14 protein-coding genes are annotated in these 20,337 nt (G+C 39.5%); 3 read left to right on the forward strand and 11 right to left on the reverse strand.

The genetic code is table 11. The annotated features are described in order from the left end of the window. Positions 1–186 precede the first annotated feature (186 nt). Positions 187–339, forward strand: a complete 153-nt coding sequence (locus ACFINF_RS00130; RefSeq protein ID WP_273787606.1) for a DUF1127 domain-containing protein — start codon at positions 187–189, stop codon at positions 337–339. A gap of 923 nt (positions 340–1,262) precedes the next feature. Here ACFINF_RS00130 and ACFINF_RS00135 read toward each other — a convergent pair. The 3 genes from ACFINF_RS00135 to htpX form a co-directional block, all read right to left on the reverse strand. After that, a complete protein-coding gene (locus tag ACFINF_RS00135) occupies positions 1,263–3,008 on the reverse strand; it encodes a heparinase II/III family protein (RefSeq protein ID WP_375619131.1) in 1,746 nt (581 codons plus the stop codon). 64 nt (positions 3,009–3,072) lie between these two features. Continuing rightward, on the reverse strand, positions 3,073–4,437 hold the full coding sequence (locus ACFINF_RS00140) for an RsmB/NOP family class I SAM-dependent RNA methyltransferase (protein WP_375619132.1): 1,365 nt from the start codon (positions 4,435–4,437) through the stop codon (positions 3,073–3,075). Between the two features lie 47 nt (positions 4,438–4,484). Then, positions 4,485–5,531: a zinc metalloprotease HtpX gene (gene htpX, locus ACFINF_RS00145; protein WP_375619133.1), complete on the reverse strand. Its 1,047-nt coding sequence runs from the start codon at positions 5,529–5,531 to the stop codon at positions 4,485–4,487. A gap of 83 nt (positions 5,532–5,614) precedes the next feature. Here htpX and ACFINF_RS00150 point away from each other — a divergent pair, with 83 nt between their 5' ends. Then, on the forward strand, positions 5,615–5,830 hold the full coding sequence (locus tag ACFINF_RS00150) for a DUF1674 domain-containing protein (RefSeq protein ID WP_375619134.1): 216 nt from the start codon (positions 5,615–5,617) through the stop codon (positions 5,828–5,830). Positions 5,831–5,965: 135 nt separating this feature from the next. On the opposite strand, the gene rpsP is transcribed toward ACFINF_RS00150, so the two are convergent. The 4 genes from rpsP to ACFINF_RS00170 form a co-directional block, all read right to left on the reverse strand. Then, positions 5,966–6,340, reverse strand: a complete 375-nt coding sequence (gene rpsP / locus ACFINF_RS00155) for a 30S ribosomal protein S16 (protein WP_273787601.1) — start codon at positions 6,338–6,340, stop codon at positions 5,966–5,968. Positions 6,341–6,356: 16 nt separating this feature from the next. Continuing rightward, on the reverse strand, positions 6,357–6,686 hold the full coding sequence (locus ACFINF_RS00160) for a chorismate mutase (protein WP_375619298.1): 330 nt from the start codon (positions 6,684–6,686) through the stop codon (positions 6,357–6,359). Between the two features lie 24 nt (positions 6,687–6,710). Then, positions 6,711–8,279, reverse strand: coding sequence for a signal recognition particle protein (gene ffh, locus ACFINF_RS00165; protein ID WP_375619299.1), 1,569 nt, complete (start codon positions 8,277–8,279; stop codon positions 6,711–6,713). A gap of 230 nt (positions 8,280–8,509) precedes the next feature. Then, positions 8,510–9,166, reverse strand: a complete 657-nt coding sequence (locus tag ACFINF_RS00170; RefSeq protein ID WP_208439374.1) for a carbonic anhydrase — start codon at positions 9,164–9,166, stop codon at positions 8,510–8,512. 269 nt (positions 9,167–9,435) lie between these two features. Here ACFINF_RS00170 and ACFINF_RS00175 point away from each other — a divergent pair, with 269 nt between their 5' ends. Beyond that, a complete protein-coding gene (locus ACFINF_RS00175) occupies positions 9,436–14,145 on the forward strand; it encodes an NAD-glutamate dehydrogenase (RefSeq protein ID WP_375619135.1) in 4,710 nt (1,569 codons plus the stop codon). 1,040 nt (positions 14,146–15,185) lie between these two features. Here the strand turns inward: ACFINF_RS00175 and ACFINF_RS00180 are convergent. From ACFINF_RS00180 to ACFINF_RS00195, 4 genes are all read right to left on the reverse strand, one after another. After that, entirely contained in the window at positions 15,186–16,241 is a 1,056-nt protein-coding gene (locus ACFINF_RS00180; protein WP_375619300.1) for a DUF2125 domain-containing protein, read from the reverse strand. A gap of 422 nt (positions 16,242–16,663) precedes the next feature. Continuing rightward, a complete protein-coding gene (locus tag ACFINF_RS00185) occupies positions 16,664–17,410 on the reverse strand; it encodes a glutamine amidotransferase (RefSeq protein ID WP_375619136.1) in 747 nt (248 codons plus the stop codon). A gap of 146 nt (positions 17,411–17,556) precedes the next feature. Then, a complete protein-coding gene (locus ACFINF_RS00190) occupies positions 17,557–19,116 on the reverse strand; it encodes a heme biosynthesis protein HemY (RefSeq protein WP_375619137.1) in 1,560 nt (519 codons plus the stop codon). An 11-nt stretch (positions 19,117–19,127) separates the two neighbouring features. Further along, a complete protein-coding gene (locus ACFINF_RS00195; RefSeq protein ID WP_375619138.1) occupies positions 19,128–20,312 on the reverse strand; it encodes a COG4223 family protein in 1,185 nt (394 codons plus the stop codon). Positions 20,313–20,337: the final 25 nt, after the last annotated feature.

Here is a 20,337-nt window from a genome sequence, read left to right on the forward strand (position 1 = left end):
GTTTAGGGATAAGATACTGTTGTTGTTAATATTTTTAATTGTTTCCCTTTCACATGAGAAAAATATTAAAAGGATATTATCTGTGTATGTAGATGCATACCTGTTATGATATTATAACACAACTATTTTTAGTAATATGCTCTATTCTTAAACCAAAGAGTGAAATGAAAAGTTTGAGTAGAGGATATGAATATTCTACGTTTTTATAGTAATTGGCGCCGTTATCGTCGAACCGTTAATGCATTAAGTTGTCTTTCAACATATGAACTCAGCGATCTTGGAATTTGTCGCGGTGATATTGATTCGATTGCACGACGTTATTCGCGTAAATCTTTATAAAAGTTGTTTGAAGCATTTGAGAGAGTGCTTTGCTATAAAAAAGCGCGCATTTTGTGGTTTTTTATTATGACTTCATTTTTAGTAAATAACAAAGAGTAGAAGGGGTATTTTTCTCGGGCGTTGCTATATATTGTTTCTCGAATTCTCAGTACTTATATGATGTACAACATTTGATTTATAATGATAATTTAGCGTTATTCATATTGAATTAGAATCCCGAATACCATAAGATTCTCTCATTTAAAATCTATGTATGTTGAATCAACCAAAACTATTCGCTTGCACGTTACAAGCGGAGGATTCTGTGTAAATAAAAGCTATTAAGAAAAGGCTAAAAATGCCTCTTATGAATCATCTCTAATGCCAAGAACTGTTACAAACATTGGACACTAATAAATAGTGTGATGGTGCCGGATTTCTCCTTCATAAGCGTAAATATGGGAGTGCTTCATGGGTTTACCGTTATACCCATCACGGGCATCGTCGCGAAATAGGCTTGGAAGTGTTAAGGGATTTTTCTTTAATATAAGTCCGTGAATATGCAATAAATAGCGCTCTGTTTTTCGTGAGGAACGTAACCCTATTAATGCAACTCTCTCAGAGATAAATATTAATCCCAACAGCACACTTAAGAACTTATAGAAGATAAGCAACAGCTTTATTTTCTCTCCACATCTTTAAAGAATGAAGATCATTAACCAGTACTCATCTGTCAACAATGGTCTATCAAAAACTCTTTTTTCGAGAGCCAATCCCTCTTAGCATCACCTCATGAGATTCTACGAGCAAACCTTGCCTAAAAACATCCAACCTATACTCTAATAAAATGCTTCATGTATAAAATTTATATGATCTTCAAATTTTGAGAATATTACCACAATAAACGATGATGTTTTGCGACACGCAAAATAAAACGCAATATACTATGGATTGGAATAATGTTCTGATTTTTTATCAAACGCTTTACGGATAAAACGCCAACGAACTTTTTCCTGAAATGCAGGACGAAAATATAAAACAATCTGTTGTGTCCGCTGTGGACCTGTTAATTCTGCAAAATCAATCGAATCTTCAAGACAAATATCTGCGTCAGGCGATACAAAATACCATACTTGTTCGCTCTTCACGTTCTCGTTCTTTGCAGCTAAATACACACGTTTGCCATCATAGTTAACTTCAACTTGTGGATGAAGATGAAACCGAACAGCAACATGATCTTGTTCATTTTGCACACTCTTGTGCCTCTTTCCCACTTTATTTGGCATAAAAAAGCGATCAAAACCTTCGATCATATCTCCATTTTTCGCCAAAATAAGACCACGCTCATGAATAAGATTAAAGGGTCGCACATAACCATTATGACTCGCAATAAAACCCGTCTTCTCTGCATCCTCTATACGACGCACTTGAACATCTGTTGGTCCATCAAACAAAAATGGCGCGCCATTTTTCTTTTTCTGATAAAAAGCACCCACTGAACAATCATTAAGCGTAGCTGTTGAATGTGCTGCAGTAACACGCCCTAAATGTCGATAATCTTCCCGACCATCAGGATTAACACCAGTATTGATAATAAAACGGTGCCCTTGTGAAGACATTTCAAAAGACAAACACCCCGAACAAGCCTGCTGTGCTACAAAGCGGGGTGGAAACTTTCCTGTATCTGCAAGCACTGTTGTTTGATTGGCTTTTAAGCGCTGAAATCCTGAATAACGGGCATAACTAAAAGGATGCCCTCCTGTTTCATCAAGCTCCAAAAGGGACGATAACCGTTCCGACACAAGGGGACCAACCCCATTAAAATGGGCCAACGTTTGATCCTCATGGATAAAGAATCGTAAAGCTGGCAACATACGCTCAACAGAATCAATCAAAATACGTGGTGCTGTTTCGTTGCTACGCATAAAAAGATACCGTAACGACAATAAATCCGATAACAAATTCAGCAAAATAACAGGACTACGGGAAATATGCCCACCATCAACTAGGATTTGACGGGAAAGCTCTTTTATAAGTGTGGTTTGTACCTTTTTTTTCACTGCCACAGAAACAGGCAAAGCTAGAGATGCGAACGTCAAAGCCGCTGCTGCTTGTAAACGTTGGTCATCATGCTCCATACTGCAAATTGTTACGCGCAAATAACGAAATTGCAAACCAAGCGCACGTAAAAAGCGTTTTTCAAACCGCTCACTTGCTCCTTCTAACAACATTTTCGAATGACAAATCCATGAAATCAAGCGCCGCGCCACAACAGGACTACTCCAAGCAAGCCCTTTTACCTTCTTGCCAGCATGGTCAAACCAATCTTCTAAAAGGGAGCGTGCATGTGCAGAAGCTAAATCACTTCCTGCTGCCTCCATATGGCGCAACCAATGAAAATCATGTAGAGCCGCTTCCCATTCCAGCGTTGGTGGAACCAATGAAAACGGCGAAACAGCACCAGAATGAACAATGTGACCAGCAAAAGCAAAACGACCATGGTAAAATTCATGCGCCATCATAGGATCAGCCACATGCAAATCCATGGGATGCGCTAAAATTTTATGAGGACGAAACCCTGAAAACCGCCAACGAAACAATGGTCCAACCCATAAACGCCGCATAACATTCTGTATCGTATCGATACAGGCCGCCACTTTTACCTGAGGAGCTTTTACCGCAACCGCCAAAATTTCATCTCCATTTATGCTGAATCAAATACAATTTCGACCATTTTTGTAAACGAAGCGTTAATTAAGCAATTTTTCGTAAGCGCGCAGCAAAAAAACCATCCATTCCTAAAAATGCGGTTTTCTCAGCATCAAAATTTTTATGACAAAAATCCGCAGGCGTTGTCCGTAACATCCCCTCACAAAGCAAATGTTCCAGTGCTCCTATTTCCTCTGGATAAATAGGGTCTAAAACAATGTCATTGCGTGTCGATAAAATTTTTTCAATAAGATCTTCACCTTCTTCTCTTGCCAATGAACAATTGGAAAAAACAATCCGCCCCCCCACCTTCACCAAAGAAATTGCTGCGACAAGCAAATCATATTGCAACGCCGCTAACTTGACGATATCATCCCTCGATTTCGTCCATAAAATATCTGGGTGACGACGGATTGTCCCTGTAGAAGAACAAGGAGAATCGAGAAGAACGGCATCAAAAAGCTGTGTGGGATAGAAATTTCTCACATCGCCCTGCCAAATGTGAACTGAAAAATGAAGCCGTTCCATATTTTCTTTTAAACGCTTTACGCGGTTAGCAGAAAGCTCAATTGCTGTCACCTCTGCCCCCTGCAAAGCCAATTGTGCTGTTTTCCCCCCAGGGCTCGCACAAAGATCAGCAACGCGTTTACCCTCAATACTCTCAAGTAAACAAGCAGGCAAAGCTGCTGCAAAATCTTGAACCCACCAAGACCCTTCACGATAGCCTGGTAAATCAGAAACAGAACACTCCAGACGATTCAATCGAACAGAACCATTGGGCAATACCACACCACCAAGCCTTTCAGCCCATCCACCACTATCAGATTTCACTGTCAAATCGAAAGGAGGTTCCACACTTTGAATTGCGATAATCTGATGTGCCTTTTCTGTTCCATAAGTTGATATTAAAAGCTGTCCAAACCACGCTGGAACACCTTCAATGGTAGGAACTTGTTGGCGTAAAGGCTCTGCCTCACGCACAACATTGCGCAAAAGAGCATTCACCACCCCTGAAAAACGGCGCATACGAGGATCAAGTTTCGCCACACGCACAGCTAAATCAATAGCCGCATGATCGGGAATATCCAGATAAAGAATTTGTGCAACACTGATATGCAAAAGATGCTGAAGTGAAAGTGCTTGTGAAGGCAAAGAACGCGCCAAAAAGCGTGAGAGAGACGCCATAATCTGCCCTCGATGACGCAATGAAGCTGTTAAAATAGCCCGACATAACAAACGATCTCGTTGTGAAAGTTTTAAATATTGTGGATGTCCGTGTTCATTATCTGTCAAACCAGAAAGAGGCGTGTGCTTATCAACTACCGCCCCTAAAAGACGTACACACACCTGCCGAACAGCTAATCCTGGAACATTTTTTTCAGACACATGCCCCGCTTTTTTGTGTTTCAAAACACCACCTTTATATCACAGTTTTCTCAAGAGCTCCCTCAATAATTCTATGAACGAGATCTTTTTGAATTTTCATAACGAAGCCAAGAAGGACGTTTTGTAACACGCTGAAAAGAACTGTTTTCTTGCTCACCTAATACATGAGCCTGACCACTATGAAAATCTCCATAATTCATCCCGCTGCTTTTTTCATGTATAGCGTCTTCTTTATTCCATCCCACACTTTTTGTAAGAGCCCCTTTCATCTCTTCTGCTTGCCGATAAAGAGCAGCAATACGATTTGCAGTTGCTGGATGTGTCGAAAAAAGACTATCCGCTCCCTCACCGCTCAAAGGATTAATAATAAACAGATGCGCGGTTGCTGGATTATGCTCTGCTTCTTCATTATATACCCCACGTCCCCCATCAGCAATCTTACGCAATGCCGAAGCCAACCATAAAGGATTACCACATATTTCAGCCCCTCTCCGATCCGCAGCATATTCACGTGTACGACTAATCGCCATTTGCACCAGCATCGCTGCAAAAGGTGCCACAAGCAGTGCAATAAATCCTCCAATTGCCCCAGCGCCATGAGAATCTTCTGAAGAGTTACGCGGTCCTCCCATAAAGAAAGCAAAATTACCAAGCATTGAAATTGCCCCTGCAATCGTTGCTGTTAGAGTCATTGTTAAGGTATCACGATGCTCAATGTGTGCGAGCTCATGCGCCATAACGCCGGCAATTTCCTCTGAACTCAACCGCTCTAACAATCCAGTACTTGCAGCAACAGCAGCATTTTGCGGATTACGTCCCGTCGCAAAAGCATTTGGCTGCGCATTCTCAATAACATAAACCTTTGGTTGAGGAAGAGAAGCCCTTTGCGCTAAATCGCTTACAATCTTATAATAAACTGGTGCTGAATGCTGATCAACTTCACGCGCCCCGTACATGCGTAAAACAATTTTATCTGAATTCCAATAAGAAAAAAAGTTTAAACCACTTGCCATCAAAAGAGCAATGACCATGCCACCACCCCCTCCAACAAGATAACCAACTCCCATAAAGAGAGCAGTTAAAAAAGCCAAAAGCATAGCTGTACGCATTATATTCATTACTCAAAAAACTCCATGATAAAAGTCAATCAATACTATATGATGGTGTTTTCTTTCTGCTTCTTCAATGGAATAGGTGTAAAATGAATAAAAAAGATGAGAAAACAAGCAAAAAAAATGCAACTGTCATTAAACAGCAATCTCTTTCTCCCGCAGCACAACGCGCCCTTAAAGAAGCTAAAGAAAGACGAAAACGCGCAACAAAAAAAGAACAACCTTTAGAAAACGGCGGACGCGGCGGCAAAGATCCTTCCCGCTATGGAGACTGGGAAATTAAAGGCCGCGCTATTGACTTTTAAAACTATTGATTTTTAAAAAACCAGCGCTGTTTAAACAAGCAGCTTTTTAAAGAAAATCCGTTTTTGTCTATCAAAAACGGATAATATTTACTTTTCTAAGCTTTTAAAGACACGTCGATTAAACAATCACGCTTCTTATGCTGAGGCAGATTCTGCTTCCGCCGCTGCCGCTGCTTCTTCTGCCGCTTGCTTTGCTGCTGCTATACGTTCTTGTGCTTTTTTACCCGGTTCACCTTTATGTGGATTATTACGGGTTGGACGCTTTTTCAAGCCAGCTGCATCTAAAAACCGCAAAACGCGATCTGTTGGTTGTGCCCCTTGCCCAAGCCAATATTGGATACGTTCTTCATTAAGTTTTACCCTCGGTCCATCTTTAGGCAACATTGGATCCCATGCACCAACACGTTCAAGAAACCGCCCATCGCGCGGACTACGAACATCTGCAACGACGATATGATAGTAAGGACGTTTTTTTGAACCTCCACGGGACAAACGAATTTTCAATGCCATATTTTATCTCCTATTGTCAGCTCTGGCTTTCGTTTAAATTAACTTTTTTTGTTTTTTGCTCTTCAGCAATAACTTCATGATGATGCACAACTTCTTTAATAATAAACTTTAAAAATCTTTCAGCAAAATCAGGATCAAGATGACTATCTATAGCCAATTGCCGCAAACGCGCTACCTGATACTGCTCGCGCAGAGGATCTACTTTAGGCAAATCATAACGCGCTTTTAAGCGCCCAACAGCTTTTGTACAACGAAAACGCTCTGCTAAAATATGAATCAAAGTTGCATCAAAATTATCAATAGATGCTCGTAAATGTGCCAATTCGTTTAATACTGTTTCCTGCATCATATTCCTTTCCCTCTTTACATCTTATTTTTTCTTAGGATGCTGAGGAAATTTTCCCCTATCGGCCATGCCATTGGAAAAACTAGGAAATGTAGGTCCACGCTTAGGAAGTCCGGGCAATAGCTTCCCTCCATTACCATTTTCAATTTGCTTTTGAAGTGTTGAGAATTGCTTTGGATCCAATCCCGACAAATCAGGCATAGCTGGAGAATTCCCCCCCAAATTTCCCACACCACCAAAACCCATTTTGGAACCAAGTCCTCCCAACATTTTTCCCATCAAACCACTTTTTCCTTTACCACCCATAGCTTTCATCATATCAGCCATTTGGCGATACATTTTCAAAAGTTTATTAATATCAGCTGCCGTTGTACCAGATCCCTTAGCAATTCGTTGTTTGCGGCTATGTTTTAAAAGCTCTGGATTCGCCCGCTCTTGCGGTGTCATAGATGAAATAATGGCCAATTGACGATCAAACAAACGATCATCAAGCCCCGCAGCCGCAATCTGCTCTTTGACCTTCCCCATTCCTGGCAACATGCCCATAATACCGCCCATTCCACCCAATTTTTTCATTTTCTGCAACTGTTCTGCAAGATCATTCAGATCAAATTTTCCAGCTTGCATTTTTTTTGCAAAAGCAGCAGCTTTCTCATGATCCATTGTTTCAGCAGCTTTTTCAACCAAAGAAACAATATCCCCCATTCCGAGAATACGATCAGCAATACGGCTGGGATGAAACTCTTCTAAAGCATCTATTTTTTCACCAGTTCCAATTGCTTTAATTGGTTTACCTGTAACCGCACGCATAGAAAGAGCAGCACCACCACGCCCATCACTATCCATACGTGTTAAAATAATCCCTGTAATCCCTACACGCTCATCAAAAGAACGAGCAAGATGAACGGCATCCTGCCCTGTCAAACTATCAGCCACCAACATAATTTCATGAGGAAGGGAACAGGCTTTAATTTCAGTCAATTCGAGCATCAAAGCTTCGTCAATATGATTACGTCCTGCTGTGTCAAGAAGAAGCACGTCATAACCACCCAATTTAGCAGCCTGCACGGCACGTGATGCAATACCAACAGGAAGCTGTCCCGCAATAATAGGCAAGCTTGCAAGTTTCGCCTGTTCTCCCAATTGGCGCAACTGCTCCTGTGCAGCGGGACGACGTGTATCTAACGACGCCATAAGAACTTTTTTATTGTGCTTATCAGTGAACCGTTTAGCAAGCTTTGCTGTTGTGGTTGTTTTTCCGGAACCTTGCAAACCAATCATCATGATAACAACTGGAGCTGGTGCATTTAAATCACTCAGAACGCTTTCATTTCCAAGAATATGAACCAATTCATCATGAACAATTTTAACCACCATCTGGCCTGGTTTAATTGATTTAACGATTTCGGCCCCAACAGCTTTTTCCCGAACCCTATCGGTAAAAGAGCGTACAACATCAAGAGCAACATCAGCTTCCAATAAAGCGCGACGAATTTCACGCAGCGCCTCTGCAACATCCTGATCCGATAAAGCGCCACGTCCCGTCAAATGAGACAGGATAGAACCAAGTCGCTCTTGCAAGGATTCAAACATCATTTACCTCATTGTTGCATAACAAACAAACCAAAATAGCATCCGAGAACGCATCGCGCCATCGGATGTTGACCTCTGAGATCTCTTTATACCCTTAAACTGGGGTCTCAGTCGGTGGCTCCAAGTTAATTTTGTCACTGAAAGCTTGCTCCTTCAAACAATAAAACCCCAGCTTTGTCAAGTTTTATCATAAAATGTCTTTTTATACGAAGAAATAAAAACAGCAAACACTATACTTCAAAACTTTCAACTTCAACCCGCATAAAACAACCTGTTTCCTGTTCCATACTCCATAATTTCCCGCTAGAGATATCAAACCAAACCCCGTGCAATGTCAAAAAACCTTGATCTTTGCGAAGCTTTATCCACGGAAACGTCTCTAAATTTCTCAACGAATGGCGAATAGAAAGCTGCTCTAATGCCGTCTGTTTTTCTGGCCAAGACAGCGACTTATTATTCAAAACGATTTCTGCTGCTGGTGCTAAAAGACTTATCCATTGACCAATAAAATCATTTGATGATAAAGATTTACATGTCTCCTTAAGAGCAGTACGAATGCCTCCACAATGGGCATGACCAAAAACGACAATATGTTTCACCTCGAGCAATTGCACAGCATATTCAAGAGCTGCTGATGTTGCGTGGTATTGGTCATCAGGAGAAAAAGGAGGAACCACATTTGCCACGTTGCGCAAGGTGAAAATTTCCCCTGGCTTAGCATCAAAAATCATTTCTGGCACTGCACGCGAATCACAACAAGCAATGACCAAAACTTCCGGTTTCTGCCCTTCAATCGCCAATTGCTGATAATGTGCTATTTTATATAAAAAATGATTGTTTATAAAATTTTGGTAACCACTTAAAAGTCTTGCTGGTAAACGCGCCATTCTCTCTTTACTTCTGCTTCTTTTTTTACTTTACATTTTGTATATTTAAAAAAACAAACTATTAACATATAAAAATACTAAAAATGCCCTTTCTCTGACGCAAAATATTTCTTTAAAGTACAAACTATTACTAAAAAATAGCAAAAACAAACTCTTTCTTTCCAAATAAAGAGCTGTTTTCTTCAGGAAGAAGGTGTTACAGTATACAAAAATATGATGGTCTGCTTTAAAAAAGAGAAGGCCCCTAAGAGCAAAAAGGGAGAGTGGATGTGTTGCAACCAAAAAAAACAGAGACAAAAAACACCCAAGATAAAATAGAACAAATCCTTTTTGCTCAAACCGATGAAGAAGATATTGTTTATTACGAAAATAAAGAACTTCAAAAAGCCGCAGCCGTCGCAGTAAAAGCTTTTAATCTCCATCAGACGGGAAAAAATACTATCTACTTTGAACAAAATTTGACCCGTAATAACAAGCCTATAACCGCTATCACGCTTGTCAATGATAACAAACCCTTTCTTCTCGATTCTATTTTAAATGTTTTCAATCAACACAAAAACCATATCTATTTGATTGCGCACCCTATTCTTGATTGTGCTTCTGGAAAACGCATCAGTCTGATGCAAATTCACATCGAGTCATTAAACAAACAGCAAATACAAAAACTTGAAAATGAACTCACCTTAGTTCTTGAACAGGTTAATGCTGCTGTACAAGACTGGAAGCCTATGCTTGAAGAAGTTAAAAAGCATATTCATGCCTACCAAATAAATCTTCCCCCGCACTACAAACAAGAAGGCGAAAAAGCTATTGAATTTCTTCACTGGCTAATGGACGATAATTTCATTTTCCTTGGTATGCGCACCTACAACTTCATCAAAGACCAAAAACCCCTAAAATCCTTTACAGCAAGTAATATTGAACTTGGTATACTCACGGATGCTTCTATTCATATTGTTGACGATGAAAGTATGAAAGAACCTCCTCAAGAAGTTTTATCCTTCATGGAAAGCGATAATCTGTTTATCGTGACAAAAGCTAACAGCCGCTCCAAAATTCACCGTTCTGTCTGGCTCGATTATATTGGTCTTAAAATCTTTGATAAAGAAAAACAACTCTGTGGAGAATTACGCATTGTAGGGCTTTTTACCTCCTCAGCTTATACACGTTCTATTTTGCAAATTCCTTTCTTAAAAGAAAAAGCCCAAACTATTATTCAACGTCTTGGACACAATCACGCGGATTATTCAGGAAAAGCACTCATCAGTGCTTTAGAAACCTATCCAAGAGATGAAATGTTTCGCTCTGATGTTGATACATTGACAGAAAACACTAAACTTATTCTACAATTAGATGAGCGCCCACGTTTACGGGTTCTTGCCCACACTGATTCTTTTGGGCGCTTTGTTTCTATCCTTGTCTACGTACCGCGTGACCAATATAGCAGCAGCCTGCGTGAAAAAGTTGGCGAACATTTTGTTGAGCTCTATAAAGGCGACTTTTTTGAATCTTATCCGCTATTTTTGGAAAGCACCCTTATACGTGTCTATTATATCATCCATCGCAAAGGAAACGAAACTGTTCCCCTTCACGAGCGCTCCACACTTGAACAACATGTACGTTCGATTGCACGAAGTTGGGAAGACAGCGTTCAAGCCATCGCTCTTGCCCAGAAAACAACAGAGCAACAAACACGTTTAGCCAGCGAATTTCCCAACAGCTATCGTGATTTATTTTCAGCTGAAGACGCTATTAACGATGCCGGACATATTTTAAATCTTCATGATGAGAAGCCGCTTTTCGTGCACTTTTATCACGCACAAAACAAAGAAAAACGTACCATTTCTCTTCGGCTTTTTCACCGCCATGAAGCTCTTGCCCTTTCCAAACGTGTACCACTCCTTGAAAACATGGGGTTTCGCGTTATTGCCGAACAAACCCTTGAATTACCAGATGGCTATGGGCACTCTGTGTATCTTCATGATATGCAGCTGGAAAGCACTTTCCAGCTCTGTATCAATTTTGAAAAAAACGGTCAAAAACACGCCGAAACCTTTGAGGCCATTTGGGCACAAAATGCTGATAATGACGCCTTTAATGCGCTCACCCAAACAGCTGAACTTGATTGGTATGAAATTGTTATTTTGCGCCATTATGGGCGCTATCTCCAGCAAGCTGGTATTCCTTATTCGCAAGATCGCGTTGCCCAAACTTTAAATGCTTATCCTGACATTACCCAAGATCTTTATGCTTTATTTCATTTAAAATTTCACCAAAGCCATACAGAAAAAGAACGGAAAAAAAACCAACAGATTATTCAAAAGCGTATTGGAGAAAAATTACAGAAAGTGTCTGGTTTAGATGATGATCTCATCTTACGCCGTTATTGCAACCTTATCGATGCGAGTTTACGAACGAATGCCTTTACGCCTCTTGACGATGGAAGTCCACGGCGTATTTTAGCCACTAAATTAAATCCGCGCCAAATTGAGGGGTTGCCTGAACCACGCCCTTACCGAGAAATTTTTGTTTATGGACCGGAAGTTGAAGGGGTGCATTTGCGTTTTGGACCTATCGCTCGTGGCGGTATTCGTTGGTCTGACCGTGCATTAGATTATCGCACCGAAGTTCTCAGCTTAGTCAAAGCCCAACAAGTTAAAAATGCGGTTATCGTTCCTGCAGGTGCAAAAGGGGGTTTCTATCCCCATCGGCTTCCCCAAACAAATGACCGTGCTCTCATCGTAGAAGCAGCACGACAAGCTTATACAGACTTTATCACAGCTTTGCTCTCCATCACAGACAATCTGATTAACGGCAAAATAAGTTCTCCCCCCAATGTCATTTGTCATGATGACCCAGACCCCTATTTTGTTGTCGCAGCAGACAAAGGAACAGCAACTTTTTCTGATACAGCCAACGCCATCAGCCAAGCAAATCACTTTTGGCTCGATGATGCTTTTGCCTCTGGAGGCTCAGCAGGTTACGACCACAAAGCCATTGGTATTACAGCCAAAGGTGCATGGGAAGCTGTCAAAAGACATTTTAGAGAAACATTTGATCAGGATATTCAAACAACGCCCTTCACCTGTGTCGGTGTTGGAGACATGTCTGGCGATGTCTTTGGTAATGGGATGCTGCTTTCCAAACAAACAAAATTGATTGCTGCTTTTGATCACCGCGATATCTTTATTGATCCAGATCCAAGCATAGACGAAAGCTATGCAGAGCGTATGCGCCTTTTTAAACTTCCTCGCTCCAGCTGGCAAGATTACGATCAAAGCAAATTATCAAAGGGCGGCGGTATCTTCTCACGAAAAGAAAAAAACATTACTCTCTCACCTGAAGCAGCACAAGCCATTGGTTTTGAAAAACAAACAGGAACACCTTTTGAAATTATCTCTGCTCTTCTCAAAGCCCCTGTTGATCTTTTATGGTTCGGCGGCATTGGTACTTATATCCGCGCAGCAACAGAAAATGATGCCCAAGTAGGTGATCGTGCAAATGATGCAATACGCATTACCGGAGAGCAAGTGCGTGCAAAAATTATTGGCGAAGGGGCTAATCTTGGTGTTACACAACGTGGACGGATTGAATATGTCTTAAATGGTGGTCGATGCAATACGGATGCCATTGACAATTCTGCTGGTGTAAATTGTTCTGATATTGAGGTTAATCTCAAAATTGTTCTTGCATCAGCACTACGCGCCAAAACGTTAACCCGCGAAGAACGCAATAAGCTCTTGAAAAAAATGACCCCTCAAGTCGAACAACTTGTCTTGCGCAATAATTATCTACAACCCCTTGCTCTTTCTTTGGCGGAAAACCAAAGCACTACTGATTTACCCTATCAAATACGCTTTATGCACGATTTGGAACAAAAAAAGCTTCTAGATCGTAGAGTTGAAATACTCCCTGATGAGCAAATTTTACGACAAAGAACAACCCAAGGCAAAGGTCTTCTCCGTCCAGAACTCGCCGTTATTTTTGCATATGCTAAATTAACCTTAAAAGAAGAAATTGCTAATAGCCCCATTGTTGATGATCACTATTTCAATACAACCTTACTGAACTATTTTCCAACCCAAATTCAAGAAAATTTTAAGAAGGAAGTCATTAACCATCAATTGCGTCGCAATATTATAGCAACGCTGATTGCCAACGATATTGTAAATCGTGGAGGCCCCACTTTTGTTAATAGACTACACGATGCAACAGAACAAAAAGCTGAAAATATTATTCGCGTTTTCATTGCCATTCGCGATGGTTTTGAAATTCCTCAATTGTCTGAGCAAATTGATAAGCTTGATAATAAAATACCCGGCCTTGTCCAAAACAAATTATACGCAGCAATGACTTCAATGCTCTTTGAAACAACCAATTGGGGTTTACACAACATAGATCTCTCACGTCCATTAGAAGAAATTGTAAAAACAATAAAGCAAGCCCGTAGCGTTATTGAAAAAGAGCTTATGCATTCTCACGACAACGATATTAAGAAAAAGATTGAAGAAAAAGCATTACACTACAGCGAAGAGGGAGCACCAAAAGCATTAGCGAAACAATTAGCTCTCTTGGAAGCTGCTTCAACAATTTGTGATATTTCTTTAATTGCAAAAAAAAGCAACCGTGATCTTATTAAAACCGCAGAGATCTATTTTTCACTTGCGCAAATCATTCGTATAAACCGCATTAACGAAGCAAGTCGTATAATTCCTGTAGTAGATTATTATGATAGTATGGCTTTAAGCCAAGCCAAAGAAAATGTTTCTGAAAGCTTACGGCAAATCGTTATGAAAATCCTCAAAAATTATGGAAAGAAAAAAGATCCTTTTGACACTTGGAAAAAAACAGAAGAAGATCATATTCACAAAATTACAAACCACATTAGTGCCCTTATTGAAAATGACCTCAATATTTCTCGTTTTACTTTTGCAACAGGATTGATTTCTCAACTACAAAATACTGGCTTTAAAACCTAAAGCAAATACAAAACGACCCATTCAATCTCCCGTTCTATCCATTCATGACTAATCAGTAAGGGAAGAACGGAAGCGCTATTCCGCATTTTTAGACAAAGTACTTAAAATAAAAAATAAATTCAAATTTTTATGTTGAAGGAGAATCTGATATTCTAAGTTTGTCTCATTTCAAATCTGTTTATATTCAATCAATTAAACGCATTTCCCCTTGCATATTGCAAATGGGAAAACCTATAGGTAAAAAACATTAAAGAAAGAACTAAATGCCCCTCATAAACCGCCTCAAATGCCAAAAGCTGTAAAAATATTAGGAGTGGGTAAATATAAATATGATGATGCCCCCTCTAAGCTTCTTACTCCATAAGCGAAAAGATGGTGGTGCTTAATGACTTTATCATTATACCATTCATAGGCAACATCGTGAAATAAAAAATACTGAGAAATATTTTTTTAACAAATGCGTAAATATGCAATACAAATATATTCTGTTTTACGTGGAAGACATATGGCTTCATTAAAAAACATCAGAAACAAAAGGATATACAATCCATTATTTAAAAGATATGACTGTAACTGCTTTTGAAATGCGTAAAATCGAATAAAAAATGACAGTAAAAACGGACGTCCATTCTCCTCTTTACAACTTCATATTCTCATCCAACTAGGCTGTTTACCTATTTCAAAGGTCACTCTAAACAGACATATGCAATATGCTCAAAATTCCATACATAAAGAAAAAAGGTTCCTAACACGGCACCACACTACCTGTATAAAAAGGCAATTCAGCATACTTTAAAATGCCACTTTTTCCACACAAACACTGTTGCTATATGTAGTTTGACATAAGATTTTGTACTAAGTGAAAAGAGGTGGGATTAGTTAGGAGTAAGTGGTAATTTTTTATTTTTACAGCTATTTTTTACCATTAAATACGCATTTTGTTAAAATAGATTTTGACACTCTAAAATTGCAAAAAAGTGTGAAAATCAGAAAAAATCGAAATTTGGTGGTAAAAATGAAAAAAGGCTTGGGTACAAAACCTAAAGTGGAGCGAGACGACCAAGTTTTAAAAAACCTAATTTTACCCACCCATTGTTAATGAGCAAGGGAAGAACGGGAGCGCCATCGGCATTTTTAGGCAGTGCACCCAAAATAAAAAATAACGCTTGAAGATTATTGTCCTGCGCGGGAAATAAGCGCTGCAAAGTGTTAAGAAGCTTCATGGGCTGAATATGGACAAGTTCGAATTCTGCTGTCAAATATCCTTCTTCATCAAAAGAAAAAGGTCCACTAATACGTAACCCACCACCTGTATGAAAAGTCAATTCACCTTGCTTTAAAAGCCCACTTTTTCCATACAGTCGCTGTTGCCAATTTTTTCCTTCATCTTCAGACAAAAAAGAGATGTCATTTAAAATCACTTTCAAGTTGCCATCAATTTTTGGGACATCAACAAAAGAAGATGTAAAAACTAGAGAAACATCAAAACCGTCAAAAGTTATATTTCCCAATAAATCATTCTTTTCATGTTTCAAATCAAAGCGCAAAAATTCTGCCGTTATTTTTTGAGGCGTATCTTTTGTCTCTAACGGCTGAGTAATCACGTCATGCGTATTTTGCAAAGATGCCTGATCTTTTACATTTTCTTGTGTCGTTTTTTTATCTGTTGTTTGTGCTCCTAATGCTTCTTGAGGCTTTTGATCTTCAAGGGAAGAGGAAAGAGGTGAAATTTCAAGCCCTTCAGCTATAAACTTCAATGTTTTACCCGTTTTCCAATAAGGTTCTGTTTCAATAACCAAATTGCGCCAATGCGATACTATGGAAGTTTGTCCGGAAAAAACAATTGATGCAGGAGAATGAACATTAAACTCGACCAAATGAGGTGCATAAATTGGTGCACCAGCTGTCAAACGCCCCGTCGATACAGAAACCCCATGTAAAGGCCAAGAAAATTGAAAATTATCGCAAACAACACCGATACGTAAAGGATAACCATCCTTGCGCACATTCTCACATACCGCCGCCATATTATAGGAAGATGCTTTTGCAAATATACCAGAAACTTGGTTTTCTATTTTACGTGAAAAAAAAACCAGAGCGCGCTATAAATAAATATCAGAGCAAGACAAACTAGCCCACAAATTAAATAGCTCAAAGAAAATCTCTTTTGTGATGACGATATTTGAAAGGATTTAGACAACATTAAAACTTTCTTTATCTCTTAACTTCCTCCCCACCCTAAAAAGGACAAAGATTCTTAACCACGGTCAGTTTATAAACAATCCAACTTTTTAATAGACCGGATTTTATCTACTGATCACTTCAAGGAGTTCCTATACATCGTTCTAAAGTACAGTATCTCATAAGTCCACCCACCAAGATCTTTTTAAGAAAATCCATTACACTTTCTAACAAAAAATACCTCATGTGTAAAGTTTTACATGAGTTTTCTATCTCTGCCTTAAACGATACTGTTTTACAGCACAACAAGAACGATAATGAATAGTGTTTCTAACACTCACACAAATGCGGTCGGTACACAAAAAATCTGTCGTAATGCACCTTCAAACCATTGGCTTAAAGCTTTATCATAAATTAAACGACCTTTCAAATGTGCACAAGCAGGTTGAGCACCTTTTTCAGTCAATTTATGTGCCGAACGCACGACTAACCGCCGCATCATAGCACGTGTAAACTCAGCATGAAATTGCAAACCCCATGCATTGTTTCCATAACGAAAAGCTTGTGTAGGATATGTATGCCCTGTTGCCAAAAGCATTGCCTCTTTCGGTAAATCATAAATACCTTCATCATGAAAATGATAGACCATTTCTGGCCAATTCATCAATTCCTTCCCTTGAGGGGTTGCTTCTAGTGGATACCAGCCGACTTCAACAGTCCCATCACTTCTTGTACCAACGCGCCCCCCTAGATTTCGCGCTAACATTTGTGCTCCAAGACAAATACCCAAAAAAGGCTTATTTTCCTTTAGTGATAACGAAATCCAATCAATTTCCTCACCAATATAGGCTTCGCTGTCATTCACACTCATCGGCCCCCCTAAAATAACAACACCGGCATAATGCTCTAATGTATCAGGGAGTTTTTGTCCAAAAATAGGACGATAAATATCAAGAACAAAACCATTTTGTTGTAAAAATTTTCCTAAACGACCAGTATAGGTAGACTGCCGATGAATAACAACAGCAATCCTTGGTTTCTTATTTTTTTGTTTTTTATCAAGACATCTCTGATTTAAAAACATTTTTTAATCAATCACCTCTGCAACTAAGCAAAACTTCATTTTTAAAGCATAAGAGAATAATTTTATTGGACAAGATTAACGATGTTTTTTTCTTCTAGGTTCATTGTTTCTTCTGAGAAAACACTCATATATCATATTGACTCAATTTAAAATAAACGAAATTTTTTCCTCGATAAAGATGTTTCTTCTTCTGTTTTCACCCCTGGATCATCAACATTTAAGTGAGTTTGACTGAACATTTTTACATCTTGTTCTTTTATATCTTGTTTCTCCACCTGCACATTATGCAAAAGAGAATCGTCTATAGGTGTTAATTTTTCAAGCTTCTTATCTTCAACACCATCACTTTTTCCCGTAACATACTCTTTGTCTTGCTTTTTCGGCACAATATTGTCCGCCTCTAATGTGAGAGAAGGCATACAGGGAGGCGCCTTCCATTCAAAACCGCCCAAACGTCCACTGATTGGAGAAACCGCTGACCAAGAAGAAAAAATTGACCCATCACACATCCATACTGGATCACGTTCAGCACGAAGTGCTAAAGAAAGCCATTGACGCACAGCACCTTGATTGTTTCCCTGTGCCTCTTCAATATCTGCCAACAATAAATAAACACTTTCCCGTGGATGATACTGTAATGCTTTTTTTGCCTGCTCTCTCGCTAATGCTGTTTCACCAGCATCTAAAGCTGCTTTAGCAATAAGGAAAGCCGATTCAAATGCATCTTTATTATAAGAAGCAAGCGTCTTAGCCCTTTTCAATCGCCCAATGGCTCCTTCTTCTCTTTCGAGATAAAGGAACGCCAAATCAGGATGAGGATCCTTTTGCCAAGCCGCTATAATCATTTTATCCGCTTTACGCGTTTCATTTAACTTATAAAGAATATCAGCAGCAATAACTATAATTGGAACAAAATCAGGCGCCAATTTATGGGCTTTCAAAATGGCTTCACGTGCTTGTACAGGATGTGTATCAAACAAAGAAAGTGCCTGCCCACTTAATAGTAAAACCTGTATATGCTGCCGCTCTGGAGTCGAGCGAACCGAACGCGGGAGAGCTTTTTGCGCTCTTTCAAAAATAGTAAGTGCCTTATCCCATTTACCCTCAGTACTTAACCGATCAAGCACCGCCTGATGCGCCCATAAAAGTGCTGGCGATAAAGTCAGCGCCTCTTCGGCATATTGTTGTGCTGCCTCATAAGCTTTACTCTTCATCGCTTCACGAAACAAACCATAAAGTCCAACCAATTTTGTCGGATCTTCCTTTCTCATCTCCTCATAAAGACCGATGGCGCGAACAGAATTATTTTGTAAAGATAAGGTTTGCGCTTGTAAGAGTTTTACCAATGGCTCTTGTTTTCCTACAAGATATTTAGCAACCTGTGCTTCCATTTTTTGCGCAACCATACTATCACCAGCAAAAGTTGCAAGAATCCCCTTTGAAAGAGCTTCATAACCGCGCTTTTGATGGCGTTTATACAAATAATTGGAAAGAGCACTCGGTAAGGAAAAAAAGAAAGACAATAACCACCATAAAAGCACCAGCGTTACAAAAAGCAAAATAAGCACACTTAACACTGTAAGCAATGAAGCAGAAAATCTGAAATGCAAAAATGTAAGAACAAAAATACCATTGTGATTAGCAACCCACGCGAAAGCTAAACCGAGGATACAAACAACAAAAGTATAAATAAAAACACGTATCATCTTGGGCCTATTTACATCTTTGTTGCCTTAAAAGATCCTTGTTGCACAGACAATAACAATTGCTGCAACAACTGTTGAATAGCAATATGTCTTTCAAGCTGCTTAACAAAATCCATTGAAACATCTTTTGCACTTTGTGGCAATGATTGCCATTCGCTCAAAGCCTTTTCGTAATCACCAGCTTGAATAGCAACTTCCATGCGTGCCGCAATAGCCCCCAGCGTCGTCCCTTCAACATTGCCAATCGGTCGCGAAACAATAAGCCCTTTTATCCACGCTAAAATTCGGTCAAAAAAACCAGCATCTGACGCAACAATATTTTGCGTACCAACAATTGCATCGGCAACATGAGAAAAATCAACAGAAAGTTGTGCTGAACTTGGAAGACCCACAGTAGCTGTTTTTTGCAACACATCAAGTCCATCAATTGAAGGCGATAATTGCTGTAACAGCTTTAATTCATTATTATAAGATCCACCACGCTCTATAGCATTTTTTAATGAACTAATTGCTGTAAAGAGTGCGGTATCTATTTCTCTTTTCTCACTATTTTTAACAGCAGTTTCTTCCTGTATAGCTTTTAACTGTTGTTTTAACGCAGCAAGATCATTTGCATTGCTCTGCCCAACAGACAAAGCCGTCTCTATCTCTTTCGACTCTCTAACAAAAGTTTGTACAGTTTCTTCAAGAGCTTTTACTTTTTCCTCTAAAATCGCAAAAGCTTTTTTGCTTTCTTCTTTCGATAGTTCATCGTTTTTCGTTGTTTTAAACTGCTGTGATGAAAAAGAAGAAAACTCCGTTTTTAACGCATTGATTTCTTGAAAGACCCGCCTCAATTGTTCCTTTGTGTCTTCACCCTGACTTTTTGCGGATTCAGCAATCTGTAAAGCTTTTACCCCTCCAGCAGAATTTGCCACAAAAGGAGAAGAAAAAAAACCGGCCCATTGAAGCCCTATAAAAATTCCCAAAGCAACGAATCCCCCCAAAATCCCAGAAAGGGACAAGAAAAGCCAAGTTGTACTAGAGCTACTTTTATCCTGACCTTGCATATTCTGTTTTTCTCGCGCATGAGACTCTACAGAATTGTGGATTTTTTCCTCTGAATCATGGGGAACAGCTTCATGTTCAATAACTGGTTTCTTACGGCGTGTACCAGCATAATGTGGTTTAACTTTTGGTTTTGAAGAATCGACCATCTCTGTCACTTTTTGTGCACAATTT

It is taken from the genome of Bartonella sp. TS25HLJMH, from assembly GCF_042193505.1.
Classification (GTDB): domain Bacteria; phylum Pseudomonadota; class Alphaproteobacteria; order Rhizobiales; family Rhizobiaceae; genus Bartonella; species Bartonella grahamii.